This window comes from Streptomyces sp. A2-16 (assembly GCF_018128905.1).
GTDB lineage: Bacteria > Actinomycetota > Actinomycetes > Streptomycetales > Streptomycetaceae > Streptomyces.
On sequence record NZ_CP063808.1, the window covers coordinates 9,510,854 to 9,537,026 of the forward strand.

Below are 26,173 nucleotides of genomic sequence, written 5' to 3' on the forward strand. Positions count from 1 at the left end.
CCTCACTCTCGACCCGGGGAATCCATGGACCCACACGGCCCCATAGCCCAGCGTTTCCCGCTCATCGCCCGATTCCGCCCCGCCTGCCTGCCCCTGCCTGAACGCGTGCGCGCACTCGTCGACCTGGCCGACACCGCAGTCAAAGAGACCGATCAGGGGCTCGCATCGGCCGTCTACAACCAGGCCGCGCTCATCGCCTCCGACCTCGACCTCCCCGATCTCGCCCGCGAGATGTGCCACCAGCACGCCGCCGCCTACCTTCATTCCTGCCCCCTGCCCGGCATGAGCGCGATCCGAGGACTGGAACCGGTCGTCAATCTCGCTCGCCTCCAGATCCGCGCCGGCCACGCCGATGAGGGCCGCCAGCGACTACTCAACCTGTACAAGGCCGTCGAGGCGGGCACAGCCGCCCGGTTCGAGGACGTCAAGGTACCTGCGGACCTCACTGCGACCGCCGAAGACCGTCAGGAGGTTCGCGCGTGGCTGTGGCGCGTCCTCCTCGCCGACGGCACGCGCACCCTCACCACCGAGGGGCGATGGGCCGAGGCCCTGGCGCACACCGAAGCCCACCATGGCATCGGACAGCGGATGCTCGACGGTCGGCAGGTCGCCGTACTCACCGCCCTCGTTGCGAACGACACGGCAAGGGCAGCTGGTCTCCTCGCCGACACGATGCCCGGCGACCCGTGGGAGCAAGCCGTCACGGCATGCCTGACCGTCCTGTGCCGCCGCGACGCCGGGCAGCCGATCGACAGCCACCTGGCCGAACTGCTCACGACCTACTCCGGACGGAAGACCGAACCGGGGATGACCGTCTTCGACACCCGCCTCGGACTTACCGTCCTCGACGCGATCGGTTCCGCCGAGGCGCTCGCCGCGCACCGCATCGTCGAGGACCTCCACCGCACGACGACGGACGCCGAGGACGGCTACGCGGCCCGCGAGAACTTGGCTCACCCTCTGTTCACCGAGATCGCCACGGACCGGCAAGTGCAGGACTGTCGCGCGCTGGTGCGCGCCTGCGCCCTCGGCTCAGGGAGCCTCCCGGACGAGCTGCGAGGAGAACTGGCGGCGGCTCTGCGCGCCAGCGACCGCGTGATCAGGGGAAGCCTCGCACGTTCCTCCGATCCCGGAGGGACGCAACCGCTGAGGTTGTGACGGTGTCTATCGGCGCCGTCGGTGCTGTTGTTCTGTAGGCGTCGTGGTCGCTGATGGAAGCTGACCGTTTCCGGTCTGCTGGACGCGGACCGAGGCTGTGATGGTCGAGCGTCGGCGGGCGGCTTCGGCTCGGCGGTTGGGTGCTGGGTTCCGGGCGGTGTGCTGGATGCGGGTGATCAGGACACGGGCGGGCTGTCGTGCAGTGTCCAGTTCGCGCTGAGCGGCGGCTTCCTTGAGGAGCTGGTGGGGTTGGTGCCCTCGGGCTTCGGCGTCGGCGAGGGCGGTGGCGAGCGCGGCCCAGGCCGGGTCGGTGAGGATGCGCTCGGCGTGCTCGGGGACGGCTGCTCGTACGTCGCTGGCGAGAACGCGGCGGGCTTGCTCCCTGGGTGGTCGGGCTGTGAGTTCGGCGAGCGTCGGGGCGAGGGCGCGGTCGGCGGCTGTCTGGAGGTGCTGGACGGCCTGGCGGGCGGCGTCGGCCTGGTGGGCGTGGTGCTTCGCTTCGTGCCAGCACCCAGCGATGATGGTGGCCCAGACGAGGGCCGCGACCAGGGCGGCGAGTGCGCTGCCGTCGGGGCCTGTGGCGGTGTGAACGATGTCGCGGGCCGCGCTGCGCAGCGCGTGGGCGGCTCGGTCCTCGGCCCGGATCTGGGAGCGCTGGGCGCGGGCGAACGTCTTGGCGGCGGCTTGGAGTTCGGCGCGCAGGTGGGCGGGTGCCTTCTGGGCGGTGGCTTCGATCAGTTCGCCGAGGGCGGTGATGTGGGCCTGGGCGTGGGTGTCGTCGGCGGAGCCGGTGTGGAGGGTGTCGAGGGCCTCGGTGGCTTGATGCCAGGGGGTGCTGGGGTGGTTGCGGCGGGCGGTGGGGTGTTCTTCGGGCCAGCTGGATTCGAGGCGGGCCTTGATCTTGGGCAGGGAGAGGTCGGGAGCGATCTTGCCTCCGGGGTGGAAGACCTGCTCGCCGTTCTTGTTGAGGTCGCCGGGTCGGCCGGCGGCGTAGCCGAGGAGGTCGCCTGACGGGCCGCGCCGGACCTAAACCTCGACGCCGCTGGCTTCGAGATAGGCGATGAATTCCTCGGCGCCTGTCACGTGAGGGATGGCGGCGCGGATGCGGTCCTGGAGCCACTCGCGGCTGGGCTGATCCCAGCCGAGGCGGTCGGCCTTGTGCATCTCGGCCTGGGTGGGGCGGCGGGCGCCGGTGCGGTCACCCTTCTTGAGTTGGCGCAGCCCGTAGTCCCGCTCGATCTCGCGGCAAGCGTCACCGACGCGCAGGCCGCTGTCGTGGAGTTTGGGACGGCGGCCGTCTTCGCGGACGGTGGTGGCGAGGATGTGGATGTGGTCATCCGCGTGGCGTACGGCGACCCAGCGGCAAGCCAGGTCATCGCCGGCGGGGGCGATGCCGGCGGACTGGACGATGCGTTGCGCGATGTCGCCCCACTCGGGGTCGGAGAGGTAGCGGTCCTCGGGCGCTGCGCGCACGGGGCAGTGCCACACGTGGTCAGTGACCTTCTGGCCGAACTCGCTGTTGCGCAGCCGCACGGGCTCATCGAGGTAGCGGGCGAGTTCGGTGAGGGTGGCGTTCTCGTCGCGACCGGGGTCGGGCATGCCGAGCATCGCGAATCCCGCGACGATGTGCGGGTCGAGGTGCTCGTCCTGGCGGCCGGGGCCATAGAGGTAGGCGAGCAGGCCGCGGGTGTTGGACCCGGCGGGTTTGATGGCGGCGATCACGCAGACAGCTCCCCTTCCGGCTCAGCCGGTTCGGCGGGCTGGCGCAGGGCCTCGGCGATCAGCTCCAGGAGTTGTTGAAGTTCGGTCAGATGCTGGCGGATGTCGAGGGGTGTGTAGTCGCTGTTGAGGGCGCGAGCGATCTGGTTGACGTTCACGCCGATCCGGTTGAGCTGACGCAGCACCTGAGCGCGGAAGTGGTGGGTGCGGCGGCGGTCCTCGGACAGCGGCAGGTTCGCGGTGAACCGGCCGGTGACGAAAGCGACGACGACGTCGGCGGCGAAGCCGCCCGCGCCCTTGTAGCCGTGCTCGGCAGTGGCCTCCTGGAGGAGGGCGAGCTGATCGGTCGTGAAGCGCAGGGGGCCGACACGCTCCTTGCGTTTGTCTCCGGTGAACCGGCGGATCGTCGGCTGGACGCTCTTCACGACAGGCTCACCGCCGACGCTCTCGGCGGCGTCGGTGGCGCGCACGGAGCGCAGGGTCTCGCGCTGGACGGTGTGGAGCGTGTCCTCGTCGGGGCCGCCCTCGGCCCCGACGTCCTGGCCTGGCGCCCCCTGGCGCTGGGCCTCCTCCGCCACCCCCGGGGCGGAGCCCCCCGAAGCCCGGCCATGAGTCGGACTCGGGGTACTACTGGCTCCGCCCGGGGCAGGTCGTCCAAATGCGCGGCGCCAACGGTCCGTCAGCGTAGGCGACTTTGCCAACGGCGATGGCTCGTCGGGGGCGTTGTCGGGGTGGAGTGGGTCGTGCGTCATGGACGGTTCTCCGGAGAAGGGGTGGGGAGGGGGTGCGGGGCACCGCGGAGATCAGATGGAGTTCGGGCTGCTGTTGCCTCGCCCGCAGGTGTGGACGCTCGCGCGTTGCGCGGGGCGTGACCGGCGGGCCGGGTGACCGGAAGGGTTCCGGTCACCCGGCGGCGGTTTCGGTCAGCCGTCGGCCCGATCGGTGTCGGCTGGGGCTTCGGGTTCGGCCCGGAGGATGTCCATCACCTCGGTCAGCCGCTGGCTGCCGATCGTCAGCCCTTTGCCCTCAACTGCCGTTCGGACGACGGCGCGGGTGAGCTTTCCCTGCTCAGCGGCAGCAGCCCGGCCGATCTCCACGAGTACCTCAAGCGGGGCGCCTGGCGGTCGGCCGCCGCGCGGCTTGCCCTCCACAGCCTCGGAAGGCGATTGCGGCGACTGTACGGAAACGGCAGCCGGCAGCTCAGTGATCTGGCCGGTCTCAACCAGCAGGTCGGCAGGCCGAACACGCTCGACCGGAGCCTCGGCCCACTGGCCGACTGCGGTGGCCGACGCCTCGGTAGGGCCGACGGATGTGGTGGCCGGTGGTTCCGGTACCTGCACGGAATCGGGGGCCGAAGGGTCGACAACGGGCTGTGCGACGAGTTCGTGGATCTGCCGCATCAGCACGCCGAAGGCCACCATCGCGGCAGCCGGAGGCACCGCAGCGACCACGTAGTCGAGCAACGGCACGCTGCCGACTTCGCGCGTGCCGGTCACCCCGGCCACGTTGAGCCCGATGGAGCCGACCGATCCGATGGCGGTGACGCCGATGGCCCATGGGTCGGTGACTCGGCGCAGGCCCGCACGGAGCATGAGCAGCTCGCCTGCGACGATGAACGCGTCCAGCGTTGCGGGCCACGCCCAGCGACGGGTCGGCGAGTCGCGGAGCCCGTGCTGGGCGGCGACCTCGGCCAGGTGCGCGTAGGAGAGCCAGAACGCACCGGCGGTCAGGGCCACGATGACGATGCCGGCCGTGCGGAGCACGTACTGCTCCGCAGTGAGCTTCGTCTTCGTTGGTGGCTCGTGACCGGGCTGGTCGTCCAGCGGCGGGCGGTCGCGGTCTCGGCGACGGGACATGAGCGGGATCCTCAAGCGGGATACTCCTGGGGTAGTGGTGTGGTGCGTCTTTGGCGTCTTGGCCGTTGCAGGCGCAGGTCACAGCGGGTACGGCAACCGCCTCAGCTCTCCGTACTGGCGGGTGCTGCCGGCGTACTGTTCCGAGTCGGAACAAGCGCGGGACGTCCTGGCGGCCCGGTGTCGGTATGGCCGTACCCCGGGTCGAGACGGGGGCATTGCGTCTTCCGTCCCGGTGGTTAGGGCTGTGACCTGCGGCGATACGGCAGGACGGCGGTGGACGGCGCAAGACGGATGCGGGCGGGGTCTTGGCTGCAGGGCGCGATTGATGATCGCGTTTCCGTCTTGGCCCCGGTTGCCGTCTTGACCGCATGCCGTGTGACCTGCGAGATCACGCCAGGGACGGCAAGGACGGCAACCAGGGACGCGGGGCTCAGCCCTCGCTGAAGCCGGAGCCGGAGCCGGGGTCGGTGTCGACGGGGTGGACGGCGGGGCAGTACCGGCGCCAGGCGTCGAGGAACTTGTTGCGCATGTAGCCCTTGCGCTGGGTCCGGTCGGCCATGCGCACGTTGCCGGGCTTGATCTCGAACTCGCGGAGCATCCTGCTCAGCTCGCGGGGAGTCAGCCCGCCGCGTCCCCACTCGGCCCACGGGGCCTCGGGGTCCTGGCGCAGGTGGTGGAGAAGTTCCTCGGTGGACAGGCTGTCAACCTCGCGCTGGGCGTAGAAGACCCGGCCGATGTCGGCGAGGATCCGCGCCCCGCTGGGGTGGTCCTCCTCGGTTGCCGCTTCGGCGGCGACCATCCGCGCACACGCCACTCGCGCCAGGCGGGGCCAGTGCCCGCCGGCCAGGTCGGCGACGATGACCAGGGGTTCCCAGGTGTCCGCGGCACGGTCCTCGACCGGCATCTCCGGCTCCAGGTTCGCCGCCTCGTCCAGCAGTGGCCTGGCCCACGCGGCGATGCGGTCGCGCAGATCGTGCAGGGCCGGGATGTCACGGCGCGAGCGGAAGGGCTTGACCTTCTCGCCCTCAGCCCGGCGCCGCATACGGATCACCACCGCCCGGTCCATGACCGTGTCGGGCAGGTCACCGATCCCCGCGATGGCCGCCATGGCGAACGTCGCGAAGCGGTGCGGGGTGTGGTCGTTGCCGACGACCCGGGTGACGTAGCGGTTGCGCTGGTGGCCGGCGTTGAGCAGGCCGCGCATCTCCTCGTTCTTCTCGGCCATCTTCGGTGTGCCGAAGATGGTGTCCGCCTCGTCCACCAGAAGCGTGGGCGGGTTCTCCTCGGTGATCGACCGGAAGATGGCCGCCGGTGTGGTGTTGATGGTGAGCATCGGTTCGTGGACCGTCTCGGTCAACACGTCGAGAAGACGCGACTTGCCGCACCGCTTCGCCGGACCCACCACCGCCAGGCGCGGGGCGTGCTGCCACGCGGGCTGTAGGTGCGTCGCCACCACCCACAGGGTGATCGCGTCCAGGGCCTCTGGCGAGGGTGGGATCACGAACTGGGCGATCTGCGCCCGCAGTTCATCCAGCAGTTTGGAGCCACAGGTCGGTTCCGCGTCGGGTATCGCCTCCAGGCCGCTCGGCGTCTCCGCCTCGTCGGCGCGGTCAGTCTGCGTGGCGCGCAGGTGGGCGCCGGGTCGGCCGGGGATGGCCGCCGCGGGCCAAACAGCGTGGGCGGGGGCGGAATAGGACTCGGGGTTCTCGGGTTGCACTCGGCAGCTCCTCGTCTGGCGGTGGCGGGCTCGCACGCCCTTGCCGCCGGGTTGGTTCTTCCAGGGCCGTTCGGGGTTGCTCGGGCCTCCGGCGTTGCACCGCCGGGGGCCCACCCCTTTCTCGCGGGCACCAGGCCATCGCGAGGGAACACGGACCGTACGTCCACACCCGGCAACAGTCCAGCATTTCTGTGTCAGCTCAGCGCAGAACGGTCTGCTACGGCTCGCCGCTTTCATGCAGCCAGGCCCAGCAGGGCCAACAGATCTGCGGTCACCACCCGGTAGGCGTTACCCAGCCGCAGCACCCTGCACGGGTACTGACCACGCTTCGCCAGCTCATACCCCTTGCTCCGCCCCAGCCCCAACGCCCGGTTACCTGTCTCCAGGTCAACGGCAGCGGGAAGCTCCAGCAGCTCCTCTCGGCTCATGCCCTTCACTCGGCCGGCGAGTTCGTTCTCGCGCATACGCGCTCCATCCATGACTGAGCCCTCGGCGAACACGGCGATCGCGCTCGTCTCCAGGCCATGGAATCAACGGTAGGGAAGCTAATGTGTCTGCATGACACAACGCGGTTCGGATGCTGGTAGGGACAGGGACGAGGACGACGTCCCGGAGTGGGTGGACCAGGTGATGGCCACGGTGGCCGCCGAGGTCCGCAGACGGAGGAAGGAGCTGCGCATGAGCGCCCAGGACCTGGCCGACCGCTGTGAGGAGATCGGCCATCCGATCCCTCGCAACGTGATCGCCAACATGGAGTCCGGCCGCCGCGCCAACCTGCCCCTGGTCGACGTCCTCGTCCTCGCCGAAGCCCTGCGGACCTACCCCATCTGCCTGCTCTACCCCGTCGGCTACGTCGACCGAGTCCAGCGCCTTCCTCTGCAGTACTCCGAGCCGACCTGGGATGCCATGCGTTGGTTCACCGGCGACAGGGAGGAGCTCGGCATGGAAGACGACATGCTCCGCTCCTTCCGCGCCCACGTCCGCCATCAGCGCGCCGCCCTGGCCGCCCTGAAGGGCGAGAGGCACGAGCGCTGGAAAGCCGAGACAGCACCCAACCAGGCTGAACGCGAGGAAGCCGTACTCGCCCAAGCCGACTACGCAGAAAGGGCGTTGGAAGCCAAGTACCGGCTCCGCAGCGCCCGCGCCTTCATCCGCGAAGACGGCGGCACGCCACCAACCCTGCCGCCAGAACTCGCCGACATCGACCCACCCGAAACCGACCCGGACACCACCGAGGAGAACGATCTTTGAAGGGTTCCACCCACCGCCGCTGCTACTGCCGCGACCCCCACACCGGCAAGCCGCTCGGCAAGAAGTGCCCCAAGCTCTCCAGCCGCAAGCACGGCTCGTACTCCATACGCCAGGAACTCCCGCCCCGCGAAGACGGCACCCGCCGTTCCTTCAGCCGCGCCGGCTACGAGTCCCTCAAGGACGCGCAGGCCGACCTCGACCACGTCCGCTCCCTGCTCGCCCTGGCGGAGAAGGACGACCCCGACAGCCTTCAGCGCCTCGTCGACATGCTGGAGGAGGTCGCGGTCGAGAAGGCTCCACTCCCGGCCATCGAGGAGACCCGACGCCGCCTGAGGGCGGGCCTGGCCCTCCGTGGCAGCCTCACCGTCGGTGAGTGGCTCGACCAGTGGTTCGCCGCGAAGAAGCGCCGCAAGACCACGCTCAACGGCTACGCCTCCCACATCCGCGTCCATCTGAAGCCGCGCATCGGCCACGTACGCCTCGACCGCCTCAACGTCGGCCACCTGGTGGAGATGTTCGACGGGATAGCCGACGACAACGAGGTCATCGCGGCCGAGAACGAGGCCCGCCGCGAGCAGATCGCCCACTGCAAGCCGAGCAAGCCCGGCCGCCCCGTGGGAGCCGAGCGGAAGCTGCTCGCGGCCGAGCGGGCCCAGCTGGCGGAGATGAAGCCGTTCCGGAAGATCACCGGTCCGGCATCCCGCCAGGCGATCCGCCGCACCCTGCGCGCGGCCCTGAACTCAGCGATCGCCCAGCAGCTCATCACCTTCAACCCGGCGTCCCACGTCGAGTTGGAGTCCGGCAAGCGGCCCAAGCCGCTCCTCTGGACCGATGAACGAGTCCGGCGCTGGCGCGAGACGGGCGAGATCCCCGGCCCTGTGATGGTGTGGACCCCGCAGCAGTTCGGCGCCTTCCTGGACGCAGCCGAGGGCGACCGCCTGTACGCGATCTTCCACCTCATGGGTACTCGCGGCCTCCGTCGCGGCGAGGCGGTCGGCCAGGACTGGCACGAGATCGACCTTGAGGCCGGCCTCATCACTCCCGCCAAGGAGATCGTGGTGGACGGCTGGGACCCCTACGAGTCGGAACCCAAGACGGACGGCAGCGCCAACACGATCGCGCTCGACAGCACGACCATCTCCGAACTGCGCGACCACAAAGCCCGCCAGGAGAAGGAGCGCGCGCAGTGGGGCGAAGCCTGGCAGGACACTGGCAAGGTCTTCACGAAGGAAGACGGCTCGTGGCTCCACCCCGGGACGGTCTCCGAGACCTTCCGCCGCATCCTCGCCACGACTGACCTGCCGCCCATCACCCTGCGGGACCTGCGCCACGTCGCCGCCACGCTCACGCACGGAGGCGGCGGCGACATCCACGCCGTGAAGGAGACCCTGCGGCACTCCACCATCACGCTGACCTCTGACACGTACACGAGCCTGCTCCCTGAGCTGGATCGCGAGATCGCCGAGGCCGCAGTAAAGCTGGTACCCCGCGTCCGCGGGCGGAAGGTTGAGGAGAAAAATCAGGGCGCAGCCTGAGGAGAGCACCGAGAGAATGCTGTCGTGGAGAACGAGAGCAATCTTCCCCTCACTCTCATAACGGTCGACCGTGCATCGTCGAGCATGGTCGTCTCCCGCCTGGACGGGAACGGGGCATGGCTGGTTCCAGCCCCGTCCCTGTTCGAGAACACGAGCGTCGTGGCCAAACTGGAGTTCAGCCCAGCGCTACCAGCGCTCCTCGTTACCACCCTGGCGGGGGACCAGATTCTCTTCGAGTTGCCGCTCCGAAGCGCCGCTGATCAGCTCGAAGGACGGCTCGTGGTGTATCTCGACCAGAATCAATGGAGCACTTTGAGCAACGCCTGCCATGACCCGCAGAAGAGTAGCGAGGAAGATCAAGCCGCTGGTCGGAAGCTCAGGGATTGGGTGGACCAGCGTCGGATCATCCTGCCGGCCTCTTCCAGCCACTACTTCGAGACCGGCAAGCGGTTCAGTACGGAAAAGCGTTATGCCCTTGGGCTCACGGTCTTGCAGTGCAGCCGGGGCTGGCAGATGCGTGACCCCCTCCAGGTCCGGCGAAACGAGCTGCACGATGCCTTCTGCCATCGACTGGGCCGCCCCAAGGACATACGCTCCGCCCCGATCTTCACCCTCGATCCGGATGCCCTCTTCTCTCCAATTCGAGGGACTGGCTCCGGACTGCCGCCGACCTTGCTGAGTCAGTTTGAGTTCCACCCCGACGCGCTTGTCGCTGCCTCTGCTTCCATCGACACCATGCTCGACACCGAACGGGTCGGTGAGGGACCAGATACCGGCTGGACGACGGTGAGTCAGCGATTCAGCGACTGGCTGGACGAACTGGATCAGGATTCACAGCAGAAGCGGAGGGCTGTCGACATCCACATCGTTACGGATCTTCAGCAGGAGTTGGCTGAGGAGGCGGCTGCAGCGGGAGTTCCCACAGAGCTGTTCCGGCAGTGGGGCTTCAAGGGATGGGTGCGAGCGATCGGCGAGTCCCCGGCCACCGGCCTATTCCGGGAGATGCTTCATAGTCGGCACCTCAACAAGGGCACGACTTGGCGCCGCAATGACTTGACAGACATGCTGTACCTGTCCTGCGCAGCCGGATACGCGGACTTCGTCGTGTGCGAGAAGCACATGCGTGACCCATTGCAGCGCGGATTGAAGCGCATGGGACTCTCAACACAGGTCTACCGTCGGCTTACTGACGCTGTAGCGGCTATCGAGGAGCTTCTGGAAGCGCCTTCCTCCGCTGTCAATCACGCGCAGTAGCTTTGAGTCTATCTCCCCGATCTTGGCTGACGGGTGGCACTAGTCTCGGTTTGGCAGGTGGTCAAATCCGCTGCAGGGGTGAAGGCACCGGTAGCAACAGACGTCTCTTCCCGTCGGGTCTTCTCCCAAGCCGTGCCGGAGGACCTCCTGGCTCAACTCAATCTTGGTAAAGCGGGCCAAGGGGTCTCTGGGCCGGGACACCCAACTCACTTCGTGGAGCTGCACCTCGGACATGACGGATCGGGGAAAGGCGGAGACGGTCTCACCAACGGTGTGTGAACAGCTGCGCGAGCCGCACACGTTGCATGCTCCGTCAGCGTCATGCCGCACGGTGACGTCGTATCGGGTATCGAGCAGGTGCGGGCAATAATCGATGTCCTGCCCGCACAAAGAGCAGTTTCGAGTCGCGGTGAAGCCGGCGGACATGCCCCATCTGCTGTGCATAAGCGTGAGGCGGCAGACGTCCCAGTAGGTGTCGTCGGAGTACTCGATGTTGCAGTCGAACAGCCCACCTACGAGGGCTGCGACGTGGTGGGCGTGTCGGTGGGCGAGTTCGGAAAGCTCGCTGTCTTCGAGAAAGTTGTAGGCGTCAACGGCACGGGCCAGCGAGGTGCGTGCCGCCGTTTCCAGATCGCGCCACGGATCGACGAGCTGGCGCGTGTCGTGCGGTATGTGCAGAGAACGCGCCATCGCCATGTACTGGCGGTGGCTCCACCGGTCGGAAGTGGGTGGACCGATAGACCACGGAGACGGCGAGGTAAGTGCTGCGATGTTGGCTCGCAGTTGGCGTCGGGCCTGCGACCACACGCGGATAAGGAAGTCCCGTTGTGCGCTCATCGTCCACAGTCCGCGACGGTAGATCTCCTCTGTCGTGGATGTCCAGGACGGAAGGTGGGCCGAGGACAGACCCCAGGTGAGGGAGATGCTGCGACAGCACTGCCCGTACAGGCTCATGGATTCCCGCAGGGCCGTCACGCCGTCCTGGTGCATCATGGCCAGGCGCACAGGGCCTGATGCCGGGGGCAGAGGTACCCCGGTGCGGATGACGAGGCCGGCGAATCTCATCCGGTCGTGTCCTCCGGAGCGGCATCGCCCGGGTCTTCCGGGGGAAGCTCGGTACGAGCCGGGTCGGAAACGGCCGCTTGGATGAGCCTCTCGACGTCTGCCAGCCGGCTGGTGATCTCCAGACCCCGGATGGCCGTTTCATTCTCGGTCCGGACGATCTCAGCGATCTTGACCGTCACATGCGCCTCGTTAACCTCATCGTCAGGGCAGCTGGGCCCCAGTGAGGAGCGTGCCCGCTGCCAGGCAGTCAGAACGATGCTCTTGACCAGGTCGGTGGTGAGCGTGGTGGCGACAGCGATTCCAATGGTGGCCACCACCTCGGTGGCCCCGTACTCGCTGAGATAGCGGCGGTCTTCTCGCGCGTATGCGAAGTCGATGTCCACGCCACGGTGCCGCAGCGTCTTGATCAAGCCGGCCACATCGTCCCGGTAGACGGCCATCCCGTCGATGCTTGAGTCGGGGAGCAGAAGCACGCGGTTGCCGGTGGGGGCAGCCAGCACCACATCGGGCAGATCTGCCGCTGAGATGTCCCAGCGTGTCACAGCACCGGTGATCTCTTTGGCCATCAGCAGGAGCCCTCCGTGATTAAGCGTTGTGTGCGTGCCCAAGCCTAGAGCGGCGTGGGATTCCGCTGTCCCGCACGCAGTAGCACTGAAGTTCGATGTTGAGGTGGCTGCCGTCAGTCATGGCAGATCAGTTGGAAGGTGTGGGCCACTGCTCTGACTTCGCAGGCTGAGAAAACGACGGATGAGCTAGTTGGCTTCAACTGCGGCCGGTCCATCGTCTATCGCAGCGCGGGGCGAGAGGCACCGCGCCGCTGCGACGCCTCGCAGACACGCCCGCAAGGGATCTTGTCAGCATCACCCAACGTGCGGCCCTGATCGAACATCCGCTCACGCATCGCTCACGCAGTGACCCGAAAACACCGCAACGCCCGAGCCAGCCGAAGCCGACCCGAGCGCTGCACCGCAGGTCAGATGGGGTATCCCCCGCCCGCGAACCGTAGGCCCTGTGGGACTCGAACCCACAACCAATGGATTAAAAGTCCACTGCTCTGCCAATTGAGCTAAGGGCCCAGGCGATGTTGCCTCCCCGAGCATAGCCGGACGTGGCCGTGTCTCCGATCGGGTATCGGGGACACGGCCGCGTCGGGCGGACGGAACGGGACGGAAGGTCAGGGATCGACCGGTTCGGGGGCGTTCGCGCGGGCCGCCTCGCGGGCCTTGGTGCGCTCGTGCTCGGGGTTGAGGAACCAGTGCCGGGCCGAGGCCGCCCACCAGGTCCAGGCGAAGCCGAGGACGACGAGGACGGCGACCGGGGCGTAGTTGAAGGTCTCCCAGGTGACCGGGGAGACCTGCGGAAGCATGAACAGGACCGTGATGACGGCGACCCACGCCACCGAGACCACGCCGATCGCGCGCGACCAACGGCCCAGGTGCCAGGGCCCCCGGTCGAAGTCCTCACCCCTGCGCAGCCGCAGCAGGGTCGGGATGACGTAGGCGATGTAGAGGCCGATGACGGCGATGGACGTCACGGCCGCGTACGCCGTCACATTGATCAGGTACGGCAGGCCCAGGACCAGGGCGCCGCCCGCCGCCAGCCACACCGCCGCCACCGGGGTCCTCGTGCGCGGGCTCACCGTGTGCCAGACGTGCGAGAACGGCAGTGCGCCGTCGCGCGAAAAGGCGTAGATCATGCGGCTGTTGGCGGTCACCGAGGCCATTCCGCAGAACAGCTGGGCGCCGATCACGACCAGCAGGAGCAGCTTGCCCGCCGTGGCGCCCAGGGCGTCCAGGAGGATCTGGGCCGGGGGCGCGCCCGTCGGGGAGTTCAGGGCGCCGTCGTAGGACTGGATCGCGAAGGTGAAGCCGAGCAGGAGCACGAAGCCCGCTATCCACGACGTCCAGATCGACTGGACGATGCCCTTCGGGCCCGCGGTGGACGCGTCGTGGGTCTCCTCGGTCATATGGGCGGAGGCGTCGTAGCCGGTGAAGGTGTACTGCGCCATCAGGAGGCCGATGAGGACGACGTAGACCCCGCTGCCCCAGCCCGTGTTGTTCACGAACTCGCCGAAGACGAAGGACGCCGACTGGTGTTTGTCGGGGGCGAAGGTGAGGGCGCCGACGATGACCGCCACGCCGATCACGTGCCACCACACGCTCACGCTGTTCAGCAGCGCGACGATCCGCACGCCGAAGGTGTTCAGCAGGCCGTGCAGCAGCAGGATCGCCGCGAAGAGGAGGATCGTGCGGCCCGGGGTCACCTCGAAGTCGAACTGGAGGTTGAGGTAGGCGCCGAGGAAGGAGGCGGCGCCGAAGTCGATGCCCGCGGTCACCGCGACCTGGCCCAGCACGTTGAACCAGCCCGTGAACCACGCCCAGGCGGCCGCGGTCCGCGCGGGGGCCAGCTTGTGCGCCCAGAAGTACAGGCCGGCCGAGGTCGGGTACGCCGAACAGATCTCGGCCATCGACAGGCCGACGAACAGCGTCATCAGACCCACGGCGACCCAGCCCCAGGTGATGACCGCGGGGCCGCCGGTGTTCATGCCGAAGAGGTAGAGGGTCAGGCAGCCCGACAGCACCGAGATGATGGTGAAGGAGACCGCGTAGTTGGAGAACGCCGACATGCGGCGGGCCAGGACCTGCGTGTAGCCGAGCTGGGCAAGCCGTTCTTCGTCCGACAGGCCGGAAGGACCCGTCCGCCCACTCGCTATGTCGTCATCTGTCATGCCCCCAGCGATTCCCACACCGGGGGCGTGACACACGTCACAACTTGGCCGAGAAGTGCCCCTCTAGAAAAGGCCCTTGTAGACCTGCCAGCCGCTCGCGATCTTCACCCGCGCCCCGAACGACCCCTTGCCGTCGCCGTTGTTGCGGTACAGGTTGCCGGCGGTGTCCCGGGAGACCAGGTCGTTCCTGCCGTCGCCGGTGATGTCACCGACGCCGACGACCACGTTGTAGGAGGTCCCCCAGTTGGAGAAGACCTTCACCCGCTCCCTGACCTGTCCGGCGCCGGTGCCGTCGTAGCGCCACAGCGTCCCGGCCCGGTCCTGCACCAGCACGTCCCCGAAGCCGTCGCCGTTGAGGTCACCGGCGCCGACGATCTTCTTGTACGTGGCCCAGCTGCGGATCTTCACGCCCGGCTTGAGCTTGCTCGCGCCGTCGTTGGCGAACAGGTAGACGTCACCGGTGGACGCCTTGCGGGCCAGCAGGTCGACACGGCCGTCGCCGGTCAGATCGCCGGGGGCGGTCAGGACGTTGTACGCGTTCCAGCCGGTGCCCAGCGAGGTGTGACTGCTCGCCGGGGCGTACGACCCCTCCCCGCACTTGCCCGCGTAGCGGCGCAGCTCGCCGTTCGGCATACGGACCAGCATCTCGGCGCAGCGGTCCTTGCCCATGTCGCCGAAGGGGACGGCGACGGTCCCGGCGGGCCAGCCGGACGCGTTCTGCTTCCAGTCGAACGTACCGCCGCCGTTGGTGTACTGCAGGCTCAGCGTGCCCGAGGAGTTGAGGGTGGCCAGCTCGCCGTAGGCGTAGCCGCCCTGGTCGTGGTGGCCCTGGCGGCCGCCGGTGAGGGAGAGCTTGCCGCTCGTCGTGTACGTGCCCACGCCGTCGGCGGCGGTGGCGGTCAGCGTCCAGTTCTTCGGGCCGTTGTACGCGTACGCACCCGACGCCGTCTTCCCGTCCCAGGCGACGGTGACCGCCGTACCGCTGCCCTTGAGGGTGCGGTCGGTGCGGCCCTGGGCGTCCTTGACCGTGAAGGTCCAGGCTGCCGGCTTGTTCAGCTGGAAGGTGCTGTTCCACTCCATGTTGCCGCTGTTGCGTCCGGCGGCGTCGAAGAGGTTGTCGTCCAGGTCCGACTCGATCTTCGAGAGGGACTGGGCGGGCACCCCGCTCGGCACGGTCCGGATCGCGTGGTCGGTGCCGACGTAGGCGATGCCCCCGCCGAGCTTGTCCACCGACCAGGTCAGCCGCCGCTGGTCGGCGGTGCTCCCGGCCGGCAGGTCGGCGACGGCGCGCGCGGCGGCGGCCGTACCGGAGTGGTAGTCCGTCAGCATCAGCTTTCCGGCGGCGCGGTCGTGCTGGACGAGGTAGCCGTCGCCGACGAGCGCCGGGCCGGAGGGCACCTTGATGTTCTTCTTCGCCGTACGGTCGTACACCCCGGCGGCGCCCGTCGGACCGCAGTTCCAGTAGATCCAGCGCCCGATGACCTGGAGCTCCTTGACCGTGCAGGGGGCGCCGGTGGACACCGTCGCGACCGTCTTCCTCCCCTCCAGGTCGTACTGGGTGACGACGCCGTTGCCGGAGCCCGGCGTCCACAGCGCCGAACCCCACACGGAGGCGGCGGTGACGGAGCGGGTCAGCCGGACGTCGTCGGCGCGGTACCGGTTCACCGCGTCGACGTACTGCTTGCCGGTGGAGGCGGCGTTGTAGACGTAGTAGCGGCCGGTGGCGTCCACGAAACGGCCGCCGGTGACGTCCGGTTCGTCCGAGCGGTAGCCGTTGGGCTCGACCCAGATCTGGGCGCGCTCCTTGCCGTACTCGTCGACCCGGAAATAGCCGACGCTCTGCGTGCCGAGGGAGCGCAGCGGCACGCAGTCACCCGCGTCGCAGGGCACCCGCTGCAGATGGGTGCCGTCGGCGTAGACGCCGGCGAATCCGCGGGTGGCCTGCTCCAGCACGGTGGAGCCGTCGGCCGAGAGCTGCCGGCCGACCACGTACTGCTCACCGTCGGGCCGGTACTCGACGCTGGTCAGATAGCCGCCCGCGTAGTCGATGCCCCACACGCCGTCCGTGGCGATCGGCGTCGGGGTGGTGTCCGCGGCCGCCGGGCCCGCGGTCGTCAGGGTGCCGGCGCTCAGAGCGGCCAGCGAGGCAAGAGTGAGTGCGATCCGGGCATGCCGGGTCAAGGGTCCCTCCCCAGGGAAGTCAGAAAAGGCGCGGCGGCAGGCCTTGTACTCCCCCTCGGCCACTCTCCGCCACGCAATCGAACAGATGTTAACAACCGCCACACAGGCTTCGGTAGTCGATGGCGCAAGCGAAAGGGCCCGCACGACCGAAGTCGTACGGGCCCTTCTCAGCTCACACTGTGTCAGCCGTTGCGCTTCCAGCGCGGCTTGTCGTCGCGGCGGCCGAAGGAGCCGGTGCCGGTGCCGGTGCCACGGTGGTCGTCACGACGGCCGTAGGGGCGGTCGTGGCTCGGGCGGTCGTGGCCGCCGGAGCGGAAGCCCGGGCGGTCGCCCTGACGGTCACGGTTGAACGGGCGGTCGCTGCCACGGTGGCCGCTCCGCTCGTCACGGCGCTCGAAGGAGCGGCCGGCCGGACGGTCGTCACGGCGGAACCCGGGGCGGTCGTTGTCCCGACGCTCGTTGTCGCGGCGGAAGCCACCACGGTCGTCACGACGCTCGAAGGAACGGCCACCACGGTCGTCCCGACGGTCGTCACGACGCTCGAAGGTGCGGCCACCACGGTCGTCACGGCGGTCGTCACGGCGGTCGTTGTCGCGTCGGAAGCCACCACGGTCGTCGCGACGCTCGAAGGTGCGGCCACCACGGTCGTCCCGACGGTCGTTGTCACGGCGGAAGCCGCCACGCTCGCCGTCACGACGGTCGCGGTTGAAGCCACCGCGGTCGTCACGGCGCTCGAAGGAACGGCCACCACGGTCGTCCCGACGGTCGTCACGACGCTCGTAGTTGCCCCGCTCGTCACGGCGCTGACGCGGCTGCTCGTACGCGGGACGCTCGGCGGGCTGCTCAGCGACCACGGTCTCGGCCTCCTGGGCCACGACGACCGCGTCGGCGGCCGCGGCGACCGCTGCCTCCGGGTCCTCGCCGCGCTCGCGGGCGGCCCGGGCGACCAGGCGGTCGGCCTCCTCGCGCAGCTCGGTCGCGCGCCGCTGCGCCCGCTCCAGCTCCTTGGTGAGGTGGGCGACCTCGCGCTCGGCCTGCTGAGCCGCGTTGGCCGCGGACTCGGACTGGACCTCGGTCATCGAACGGGCACCGGTGATCTCGGCGACCTCGGGCTCGAAGGCCGTACCGGAGTTGATGATGTGACGCCCGGCGTCGACGCCCGCGTCCTCCATCAGCCGGAAGATCTGCCGGCGCTGGTGCGGCAGGGACAGCGAGACGACCGTGCCGGTGCGGCCCGCGCGAGCGGTACGCCCTGCGCGGTGCAGGTAGTCCTTGTGGTCACCGGCGGGGTCGACGTTCAGGACGAGGTCGATGCCGTCGACGTGGATGCCGCGGGCGGCGACGTCGGTCGCGACGAGCGCGTTGACGTAACCGTCCTTGAAGTCGGCCAGCGTCCGGGTGCGGGCGCCCTGGGTCATGCCGCCGTGCAGCGCGTCGGCCTTCACACCGGCCTCGCGCAGCTGCTCGGCGATGCGGTCCGCGCCCAGCTGGGTGCGGACGAAGATGATGGTGCGGCCCTTGCGGGAGGCGATGGCCGCGGTGACCGGCGCCTTGTCCTTGGGCTTCACGATCAGGATGTGGTGCGACATGGTCGTGACGTTGCCCTGGGCGCTGTCGACCTCGTGCGTGACGGGGTTGCTCAGGTAGCGCTTGACCAGCGTGGAGATCTCGTTCTCCATCGTGGCCGAGAACAGCATCCGCTGGCCGCCGGCCGGGATCTGGTCGAGCAGCTCGGTGACCTCGGGCAGGAAGCCCAGGTCGGACATCTGGTCGGCCTCGTCGAGGACGGCGACCTCGACGTTCTCCAGGGAGCAGGCGCCGCGGTTGATGATGTCGCGCAGGCGGCCCGGGGTGGCGACGAGGATGTCGACGCCGCGCTCCAGGGCGTAGATCTGGTTGCCCATCGACGTGCCGCCGCAGACGACCTTCATCTTGAGGCCGAGGACGTCGCCGTAGGGCTGGAGGGCGTCCGCGACCTGCATGGCGAGCTCGCGGGTCGGGGTGAGGATGACGGCGCGCGGCTTGTGCTTCTCGGTGCGGCCGCCGGAGAGGCGGGCCATCGTCGGCAGACCGAAGGAGAGGGTCTTGCCGGAGCCGGTGCGGCCGCGGCCGAGGATGTCCTTGCCGGCCAGGGCGTCCGGGATGGTCGCGGCCTGGATCGGGAAGGGGGTGGTCACGCCGTTCTGGGCGAGCTTGCGCACGACGCCCTCGGGGAGACCGAGGCTCGCGAAGGTGACTTCGGGAGTGGCCTCGGTGACGTCCTCGGTGCCCTCGTTCTCGGGCACGACGACGTGATCAGTACTGGAAATGGACATGCGTATGCGAAACCTTCCGGAGTCTCGTCGGCACGCGCCCGTCAACTCCGTGATTCGCAATACGACCGCCTCTATGCGGTCAGCCACGGCAAGGGAGAGAACGCGCCACACGGCGCTCTCTGCAATGGCGCCGGGCAATGGGATCAAACGATCTACCACCATACGCACCCCCCACCTCCCGAGGCAAACCAGAACCTGCCGGTGTAGCGGAGGTCACGTGGCTACCGCCGACTCACACCGGCGATCCGGCTGTCGGCGCCGGCTCCCGCTGGCTCAACTGCGGCCCCGTCTCCGGCTGCGCGGACGACGAGGGCTCCGCGGGCGGCGGGGACGGCGTCGGGGACGCGGGCGGCTCGCTCGGTGCGGGCGGCTCGGGATCGGGCGTGTGCGTGGGCACCGGATCGTCCTTCGTCGCCGAGGGCACCGGCTTCACCGAGGCACCCGGCTTCGCCCCCGGGGAGGCGGGCGCGCTCGCCGAGGCGGACGCCGACGGGGAGGCGGACTCCTTGCCGTCCTTCCCCTTGCCGTGCCTGCCGTGCTTGCCGTCCGAACCCGTGCCGCCGAGCCCCCTGGACCCGCCCGAGTCCGCCGATCCCCCGTCGGGTGCCTTGCCGCCCCGCTCACCGGCGGAGTGCGACGGCTTCGCGCTGCCGCCTCCGTCGTCCCCGCCCACGCTCATGCAGCCCGCTGCGGCGGCGACGGCCATGACCGTGGCGGCCAGACGGACGGGTACGTACAAGGGGCGCACGAGCAGCCACCTCCGAGGGCGGTCGTCAAAGAGTCAACCTGCCCAACTCCCGCCGCCCACAAGAGGACACGCGCCCCGTTCGAAACACCCTCACCCGTACCCGAGTGCATGCAGCCGCTCGTCGTCGATCCCGAAGTGGTGGGCGATCTCGTGCACCACCGTCACCTCGGTCTCCGCGACGACGTCGTCCCGCGTGTCGCACATCCTCAGCGTCGGCCCCCGGTAGATCGTGATGCGGTCCGGCAGCACCCCGGCGTACCACTCGCCCCGGTCGGTCAGCGGAGTGCCCTCGTACAGCCCGAGCAGCTCGGGATCGTCCGCCGGCGGTTCGTCCTCGACGAACACCGCGACGTTGTCCATCAGCCGCGTCAACTCCGGCGGAATCCGGTCCAGCGCCTCGGCGACCAGTTCCTCGAACTCCTCGCGCGTCATCTCCAGCACAAAGCCCATTCTCCGGTACGACCCCGCCGTACGAGAGTCATGAGCACGCCCGCATATCCGCGCGCGGACTTGGGCATACGGGACCAATGGCCCGCGTCCCCGCCGCAGCCCTGACCGTCCGGAGCATCCTGAACGTCCTGTGCAAGCCTCCTCGAGCCCTCGCCCGCCAGTACGGCAGGCGCCGCTCCCACCCGTCCGTCGAGCTCGTCCACCAGCCGCATCCCTGGACCCGCGCCCTCGGCCTGGTCGCCGTCGTCCTCATGGGCGCATGGCTCGGACTGCTGATCGTCGGCAACGTCCGGGTCCCGGTCGGCCCCATGAACACGACGATGACCCTGCGCCCGTCCCTGACCGGCGGCACGAAGATCAACGTCTCCCCGCTGGGCGCGCTCCAGCTGGACAGCCACCAGGCCCCGGTCCGCCTCGACGTCAACGTCGACCAGCTCGACCCGGAGCGCTCCCAGGCCCTCGTCGACCACCCCGAACGCCTCTCGGGCCTCCAGGACGAGGTCGCGACGGACGTCGAGCACGGCACCCTCGACCTGGCCCTGCGCTCCTGCGTCGCCGTGGTGTCGGGCGCCACGGCGCTCGGTCTCGCGGTCTACCGCCGCCCCCGGCGGGCTCTCGCGGCCGGCGGACTCGCCCTCACCCTCCTGGCGGCCTCGGGCGGCACGGCGTACGCCACCTGGAACCCGGAATCCGTCCTGGAGCCGAAGTTCTCGGGCCTGCTCTCCTCGGCGCCCTCCCTGGTCGGCAACGCGCGCAACATCGTCACCGAGTTCGACGTCTACCAGAAGGAGTTGGCCCGCCTGGTGACGAACGTGACGAAGCTCTACGACGTCACGTCCACGCTCCCCGCCTACCAGCCGGACCCCACCACCATCCGGGTCCTGCACGTCTCCGACATCCACCTGAACCCGGCGAGCTGGAAGATCATCGCCTCGCTGGTGGAGCAGTACAAGGTCGACGTCATCGTCGACTCGGGCGACACCATGGACCACGGCACGGCGGCGGAGAACGGCTTCCTCGACCCGATCCCGGACCTCGGGGCGCCGTACGTCTGGGTCCGCGGCAACCACGACTCCCTGACCACCCAGCGCTACATGGAGCGCCTGAAGGGTGTCCACGTCCTCGACAACGGCACGGCGGAGACGATCGCCGGGCTGCGGTTCGCCGGCATGGGCGACCCCCAGTTCACCCCCGACCGCTCCACGAACCCGGGCGCGGACGAGTCCCAGGAGGCGGCGGGCGACCGTCTGGCCGCGGCCCTGCGCGCACAGCGGGCCGCGGGCACCCCCGCCGACCTCGCGATCGTCCACGAACCCTCGGCGGCCCGAGAGGTCGACGGCGAGGTCCCGATGGTCCTGTCCGGGCACCTCCACCACCAGGAGATGGAGGTCATGAAGAAGGGCACCCGGCTGCGCGTCGAGGGCTCGACCGGCGGCAGCGGTCTGCGGGCCGTGGAGGGCAAGTACCCCGACCCCATCGAGGCCTCGATCCTCTACCTGGACCGGGACACCCGCCGCCTCCAGGCCTGGGACGAGATCAGGCTCGGCGGCCTCGGTCTGACGACGGCGGAGGTCAGCCGCCACCTCCCGGAGGACAACCAGCCGGGAGCGACACCCTCCCCCACCGGCTCCCCCTCCCCCACCGGCTCGCCCTCGCCGACCGGCTCCTCCTCGGGCACCCCCTAAACCGTTTTGGCGATACCTCCCGGCATCCCATATGCTTCTCACGTCCCCGACGCGCTGAGAAGCGCCCAGGCGGGCCGATAGCCCTCATCGTCTAGCGGCCTAGGACGCCGCCCTTTCAAGGCGGTAGCACGGGTTCGAATCCCGTTGGGGGCACGCAACACCGTGTGCGACACTGTTCGTGCACAACGCTTGGTCCTGTGGAGCAGTTTGGAGTGCTCGCCACCCTGTCAAGGTGGAGGCCGCGGGTTCAAATCCCGTCAGGACCGCTGAGGTTTCCCCGGAAGCCTCGCGGCTGGGTAGCTCAGTTGGTACGAGCGACCGCCTGAAAAGCGGTAGGTCGCCGGTTCGACCCCGGCCCCAGCCACAGCACAGACCCCGATCCTCGGATCGGGGTCTTGTTGTATGTCGTGACAGGTTGTACGTCGTGACCGGCCGGCCGCCGGAAACAAAACCGTTCGCCAGTAATTTCCCGGGGATGAGATCCTGGATCGCGTATGTCTACGCACCCTGCCCCCGCCCCCGGCGCCCCCTCCTTCGGAGATCTCGCCGCCCGCCTGACCGAGCTGTCCCTGCGTGATGCGCACCGGCTCGGGCGCAGGCTCGAAGGCGCGCGCAGGATCCGCAAGCCCGAGGCACGGGCCGCCGTGCTGTCCGAGATCGAGGCGGAGGTCGGCAAGGGCGAGGAGCGGATGGGTGCGCGCCGGGCGCGGGTGCCCGCCGTGTCGTACCCCGAGCAGCTGCCGGTCAGCCAGAAGAAGGACGAGATCGCGGCCGCCATCCGCGATCACCAGGTCGTGATCGTCGCCGGTGAGACCGGCTCCGGCAAGACCACCCAGATCCCGAAGATCTGCCTGGAGCTCGGCCGGGGCGTACAGGGCATGATCGGGCACACCCAGCCCCGCCGGATCGCCGCCCGCACCGTCGCCGAGCGGGTCGCCGAGGAGCTGGACACCCCGCTCGGCGAGGCCGTCGGCTGGAAGGTGCGGTTCACCGACCAGGTGAACCAGGACGCGACCTTCGTGAAGCTGATGACGGACGGCATCCTGCTCGCCGAGATCCAGACGGACCGCGAGCTGCGCGCCTACGACACGATCATCATCGACGAGGCCCACGAGCGGTCCCTCAACATCGACTTCCTGCTCGGGTACCTGGCCCAGCTGCTGCCGAAGCGCCCCGACCTCAAGGTCGTCATCACCTCGGCGACCATCGATCCCGAGCGGTTCTCCCGGCACTTCGGGGACGCCCCGATCGTCGAGGTCAGCGGCCGGACCTATCCGGTGGAGGTGCGCTACCGGCCCCTCCTCGAAGAGGACTCCGACGACTCCGACCGCGACCAGATCACCGCGATCTGCGACGCCGTGGAGGAACTGCAGGGCGAGGGCAAGGGCGACATCCTGGTCTTCCTCTCGGGAGAGCGGGAGATCCGGGACACCGCGGACGCGCTCGTGAAGAAGAACTACCGCTTCACGGAAGTCCTGCCCCTGTACGCCCGGCTCTCCCACGCCGAGCAGCACCGCGTGTTCCAGCCGCACACCGGGCGCAGGATCGTTCTGGCGACCAACGTCGCCGAGACCTCCCTGACCGTCCCCGGCATCAAGTACGTCATCGACCCCGGCTTCGCCCGTATCTCCCGCTACAGCCACCGCACCAAGGTCCAGCGGCTGCCCATCGAGCCGGTATCCCAGGCCAGTGCCAACCAGCGCAAGGGCCGCTGCGGCCGTACGTCCGACGGCATCTGCATCCGCCTGTACAGCGAGGAGGACTTCGAGGCCCGGCCGGAGTTCACGGACGCCGAGATCCTGCGGACGAACCTCGCCTCCGTCATCCTGCAGATGACCGCGGCCGGCCTCGGCGACATCGAGAAGTTCCCCTTCATCGACCCGCCGGACCACCGCAACATCCGCGACGGCGTCCAGCTCCTGCAGGAGCTCGGCGCGTTGGACCCGGCGCAGAAGGACTCCCGCAAGCGGCTGACCGACACCGGCCGCAAGCTCGCCCAGCTGCCCGTCGACCCGCGCCTGGCCCGCATGGTCCTGGAGGCCGACAAGAACGGCTGTGTCCGCGAGGTCATGGTCATAGCCGCCGCGCTCTCCATCCAGGACCCGCGCGAGCGCCCGGCCGACAAACAGACCCAGGCCGACCAGCAGCACGCCCGCTTCAAGGACGAGACCAGCGACTTCCTCGCCTATCTGAACCTGTGGCGGTACGTCCGCGAGCAGCAGAAGGAGCGGGGCTCCAGCTCCTTCCGGCGCATGTGCAAGCAGGAGTACCTGAATTTCCTGCGCATTCGCGAATGGCAGGACATCTACACCCAGCTGCGCACGGTCGCCAAGCAGATGGGCATCCATCTCAACGAGGAGGACGCGGCCGACCAGTCCGTCCACGTCTCCCTCCTCGCCGGTCTGCTCTCGCACATCGGCATGAAGGACGTGAAGGACGGCAACAAGAACGAGTACCTGGGCGCCCGCAGCGCCAAGTTCGCGATCTTCCCCGGCTCGGCGCTCTTCAAGAAGCAGCCGAAGTTCGTCATGTCGGCGGAGCTGGTGGAGACCTCGCGGCTCTGGGCCCGCGTCAACGCCAAGATCGAGCCGGAGTGGGTCGAGCCCCTGGCCGAGCACCTGCTGAAGCGGACCTACTCCGAACCGCACTGGGAGAAGGACCAGGCCGCGGTGATGGCGTACGAGAAGGTCACGCTGTACGGCGTACCGATCGTCGCCCAGCGGAAGGTGAACTACGGCCGGATCGACCCGGAGTCCTCCCGGGAGCTTTTCATCCGCAACGCCCTCGTCGAGGGCGACTGGCGCACCCACCACAAGTTCTTCGCCGACAACCGCAAGCTGCTGAGCGAGGTCGAGGAGCTCGAACACCGCGCCCGGCGACGGGACATCGTGGTCGACGACGACACCCTGTTCGACTTCTACGACCAGCGGGTGCCCGAACACGTCGTCTCCGGTGCGCACTTCGACTCCTGGTGGAAGCGCAAGCGGCACGAGGAGCCGGAGTTCCTGGACTTCGAGCGGGAGATGCTCATCCGGGAGTCGGCGGAGGCGGTCACCAAGGACGACTATCCCGACTCGTGGCGGCAGGGTCCGCTCAAGTTCCGGGTGACGTACCAGTTCGAGCCGGGCGCGGACGCCGACGGTGTGACGGTCCACATCCCGCTCCAGGTCCTGAACCAGGTGAAGGACGAGGGCTTCGACTGGCAGATCCCGGGCCTGCGCGAGGAGCTGGTGACGGAGCTGATCCGTTCCCTCCCCAAGCCGATCCGCCGCAACTACGTCCCGGCCCCGAACTTCGCGAAGCGGTTCCTGGACACGGCGGTGCCGCTGCAGGAGCCGTTGCCGGTGACCATGGCCCGCGAGCTGAAGCGGATGGTCGGAGTGCCGTTCGAGGCCGAGGACTTCGACTGGTCCCGGGTCCCCGAGCATCTGCGCATCACCTTCCGGATCGTGGACGAGCGGCGGCGCAAGCTGGCGGAGGCCAAGGATCTGGAGGCGCTTCGGCTCCAGCTGAAGCCGAAGGCCCGCCAGGCGCTCTCGCAGGCGGCGGCCGCGACCGCCTCCCGCGAGGGCGGCGAGTCCCTGGAGCGCAAGGGGCTGACGGACTGGACGATCGGCACGCTCACCCGCGTCTTCGAGACCCGTCGTGCGGGCCAGCCGGTGAAGGCGTACCCGGCGCTGGTGGACGACGGCGACACGGTCTCGGTCCGCCTCTTCGACACGGAGGCCGAGCAGGCCGAGGCGATGTGGAAGGGCACGCGGCGGCTGATCGTGCGCAACATCCCGGTGAGCCCGGCGAAGTTCGCGTCCGAGAAGCTGACCAACCCCCAGAAGCTGGCCCTGTCGGCGAATCCGCACGGTTCGGTCCAGGCCCTGTTCGACGACTGCGCGACGGCGGCCGCGGACAAGCTCATCGGGGACTTCGGGGGGCCGGCGTGGGACGAGGAGTCGTACCGGAAGCTGTACGACAAGGTGCGCTCCGAGATCGTCGACACGACGGTCCGTACGGTCGGGCAGGTGCAGCAGGTGCTCGCCGCCTGGCAGGCCTGCGAGCGGCGCCTGAAGACCGTACGGAGCCCGGTGCTGCTGGCGAACCTGGCGGACGTACGGGCGCAGTTGGACGCGCTGGTGAAGCCGGGGTTCGTGACGGCGACGGGGTTGCGGCGCCTGCCCGACCTCATGCGCTACCTGGTCGCGGCGGACCGGCGTCTCCAGCAGATGCCGACGAACGTCCAGCGGGACACGACCCGTATGGAGAAGGTCCACGAGATGCAGGACGAGTACGCCTGGCTCCTGGAGCAGCTCCCCAAGGGCCGGCCCGTGCCCCAGCAGGCCCTGGACATCCGCTGGATGATCGAGGAACTGCGGGTCAGCTATTTCGCCCACGCGCTCGGCACCGCGTACCCCGTCTCCGACAAGCGGATCGTGAAGGCGATCGACACGCTCGCACCGTGACAGCACCTGTACACAGGGTGAGTTCGACCAGGACGTCCCTGCTCCTGTACAGTCCTT

The 26,173-nt window shown here is 69.0% G+C and carries 17 protein-coding genes, 4 tRNA genes and 1 pseudogene; 9 read left to right on the forward strand and 13 right to left on the reverse strand.

Annotated features, from left to right (window positions below):
- The first annotated feature begins 24 nt into the window (after positions 1-24).
- The gene (locus IOD14_RS42670) at positions 25-1,158 is read left to right on the forward strand and encodes a hypothetical protein (RefSeq protein WP_212673049.1); all 1,134 of its coding nucleotides are present in this window, start codon (positions 25-27) and stop codon (positions 1,156-1,158) included.
- Between the two features lie 6 nt (positions 1,159-1,164).
- On the opposite strand, the pseudogene IOD14_RS42675 reads toward IOD14_RS42670, so the two are convergent.
- The 5 genes and pseudogenes from IOD14_RS42675 to IOD14_RS42695 all read right to left on the reverse strand — a co-directional run bounded on the left by IOD14_RS42675 (position 1,165) and on the right by IOD14_RS42695 (position 6,914).
- Positions 1,165-2,880: pseudogene (locus tag IOD14_RS42675) on the reverse strand (mobilization protein).
- Positions 2,877-3,455: a MobC family plasmid mobilization relaxosome protein gene (locus tag IOD14_RS42680; RefSeq protein ID WP_212673050.1), complete on the reverse strand. Its 579-nt coding sequence runs from the start codon at positions 3,453-3,455 to the stop codon at positions 2,877-2,879. The pseudogene IOD14_RS42675 and the gene IOD14_RS42680 overlap by 4 nt, the downstream one beginning before the upstream one ends.
- A gap of 345 nt (positions 3,456-3,800) precedes the next feature.
- Complete coding sequence (locus IOD14_RS42685) at positions 3,801-4,733, reverse strand: DUF2637 domain-containing protein (protein ID WP_212673051.1); 933 nt, start codon at positions 4,731-4,733, stop codon at positions 3,801-3,803.
- A gap of 430 nt (positions 4,734-5,163) precedes the next feature.
- Positions 5,164-6,450, reverse strand: coding sequence for a DUF3631 domain-containing protein (locus IOD14_RS42690; protein WP_212673052.1), 1,287 nt, complete (start codon positions 6,448-6,450; stop codon positions 5,164-5,166).
- Positions 6,451-6,683: 233 nt separating this feature from the next.
- Positions 6,684-6,914 (reverse strand): hypothetical protein, encoded by a 231-nt coding sequence (locus tag IOD14_RS42695; RefSeq protein WP_039650326.1) that lies wholly within the window; start codon positions 6,912-6,914, stop codon positions 6,684-6,686.
- Positions 6,915-7,008: 94 nt separating this feature from the next.
- Here IOD14_RS42695 and IOD14_RS42700 point away from each other — a divergent pair, with 94 nt between their 5' ends.
- From IOD14_RS42700 to IOD14_RS42710, 3 genes are read left to right on the forward strand one after another with little or no spacing between them, the layout of a single operon-like run.
- A complete protein-coding gene (locus IOD14_RS42700; RefSeq protein ID WP_212673053.1) occupies positions 7,009-7,701 on the forward strand; it encodes a transcriptional regulator in 693 nt (230 codons plus the stop codon).
- Positions 7,698-9,236, forward strand: a complete 1,539-nt coding sequence (locus IOD14_RS42705) for a site-specific integrase (RefSeq protein ID WP_212673054.1) — start codon at positions 7,698-7,700, stop codon at positions 9,234-9,236. Before IOD14_RS42700 ends, IOD14_RS42705 begins: the two co-directional genes overlap by 4 nt.
- Positions 9,237-9,260: 24 nt before the next feature.
- Positions 9,261-10,490, forward strand: a complete 1,230-nt coding sequence (locus IOD14_RS42710; RefSeq protein ID WP_212673055.1) for a hypothetical protein — start codon at positions 9,261-9,263, stop codon at positions 10,488-10,490.
- A gap of 39 nt (positions 10,491-10,529) precedes the next feature.
- Here the strand turns inward: IOD14_RS42710 and IOD14_RS42715 are convergent, their stop codons facing one another.
- From IOD14_RS42715 to IOD14_RS42750, 8 genes are all read right to left on the reverse strand, one after another.
- A complete protein-coding gene (locus IOD14_RS42715; RefSeq protein WP_249126215.1) occupies positions 10,530-11,555 on the reverse strand; it encodes a hypothetical protein in 1,026 nt (341 codons plus the stop codon).
- Positions 11,552-12,121, reverse strand: a complete 570-nt coding sequence (locus tag IOD14_RS42720; RefSeq protein WP_212673056.1) for a hypothetical protein — start codon at positions 12,119-12,121, stop codon at positions 11,552-11,554. Before IOD14_RS42720 ends, IOD14_RS42715 begins: the two co-directional genes overlap by 4 nt.
- 437 nt (positions 12,122-12,558) lie before the next feature.
- Positions 12,559-12,631: transfer RNA gene (locus tag IOD14_RS42725), tRNA-Lys, on the reverse strand.
- A 98-nt stretch (positions 12,632-12,729) separates the two neighbouring features.
- Positions 12,730-14,283, reverse strand: a complete 1,554-nt coding sequence (locus IOD14_RS42730; protein WP_123990227.1) for an amino acid permease — start codon at positions 14,281-14,283, stop codon at positions 12,730-12,732.
- Between the two features lie 63 nt (positions 14,284-14,346).
- Complete coding sequence (locus IOD14_RS42735) at positions 14,347-16,464, reverse strand: FG-GAP-like repeat-containing protein (protein WP_212673057.1); 2,118 nt, start codon at positions 16,462-16,464, stop codon at positions 14,347-14,349.
- A gap of 182 nt (positions 16,465-16,646) precedes the next feature.
- Positions 16,647-18,779, reverse strand: a complete 2,133-nt coding sequence (locus tag IOD14_RS42740; RefSeq protein ID WP_212673058.1) for a DEAD/DEAH box helicase — start codon at positions 18,777-18,779, stop codon at positions 16,647-16,649.
- Positions 18,780-19,011: 232 nt separating this feature from the next.
- Complete coding sequence (locus tag IOD14_RS42745; RefSeq protein ID WP_212673059.1) at positions 19,012-19,527, reverse strand: hypothetical protein; 516 nt, start codon at positions 19,525-19,527, stop codon at positions 19,012-19,014.
- Between the two features lie 90 nt (positions 19,528-19,617).
- A complete protein-coding gene (locus IOD14_RS42750; RefSeq protein WP_123990231.1) occupies positions 19,618-19,968 on the reverse strand; it encodes a metallopeptidase family protein in 351 nt (116 codons plus the stop codon).
- Positions 19,969-20,054: 86 nt separating this feature from the next.
- On the opposite strand from IOD14_RS42750, the gene IOD14_RS42755 reads away from it, so the two are divergent.
- From IOD14_RS42755 to hrpA, 5 genes are all read left to right on the forward strand, one after another.
- Positions 20,055-21,662: a metallophosphoesterase gene (locus tag IOD14_RS42755; RefSeq protein WP_212673060.1), complete on the forward strand. Its 1,608-nt coding sequence runs from the start codon at positions 20,055-20,057 to the stop codon at positions 21,660-21,662.
- A gap of 80 nt (positions 21,663-21,742) precedes the next feature.
- Positions 21,743-21,815, forward strand: a tRNA-Glu gene (locus IOD14_RS42760).
- A gap of 38 nt (positions 21,816-21,853) precedes the next feature.
- Positions 21,854-21,928, forward strand: a tRNA-Asp gene (locus IOD14_RS42765).
- Positions 21,929-21,952: 24 nt separating this feature from the next.
- A tRNA-Phe gene (locus IOD14_RS42770) sits at positions 21,953-22,026 on the forward strand.
- 130 nt (positions 22,027-22,156) lie between these two features.
- Positions 22,157-26,116 carry an ATP-dependent RNA helicase HrpA gene (hrpA, locus tag IOD14_RS42775; RefSeq protein ID WP_123990233.1) on the forward strand — a complete coding sequence of 1,320 codons (3,960 nt, stop codon included), beginning with the start codon at positions 22,157-22,159 and terminating at the stop codon, positions 26,114-26,116.
- Positions 26,117-26,173 lie beyond the last annotated feature (57 nt).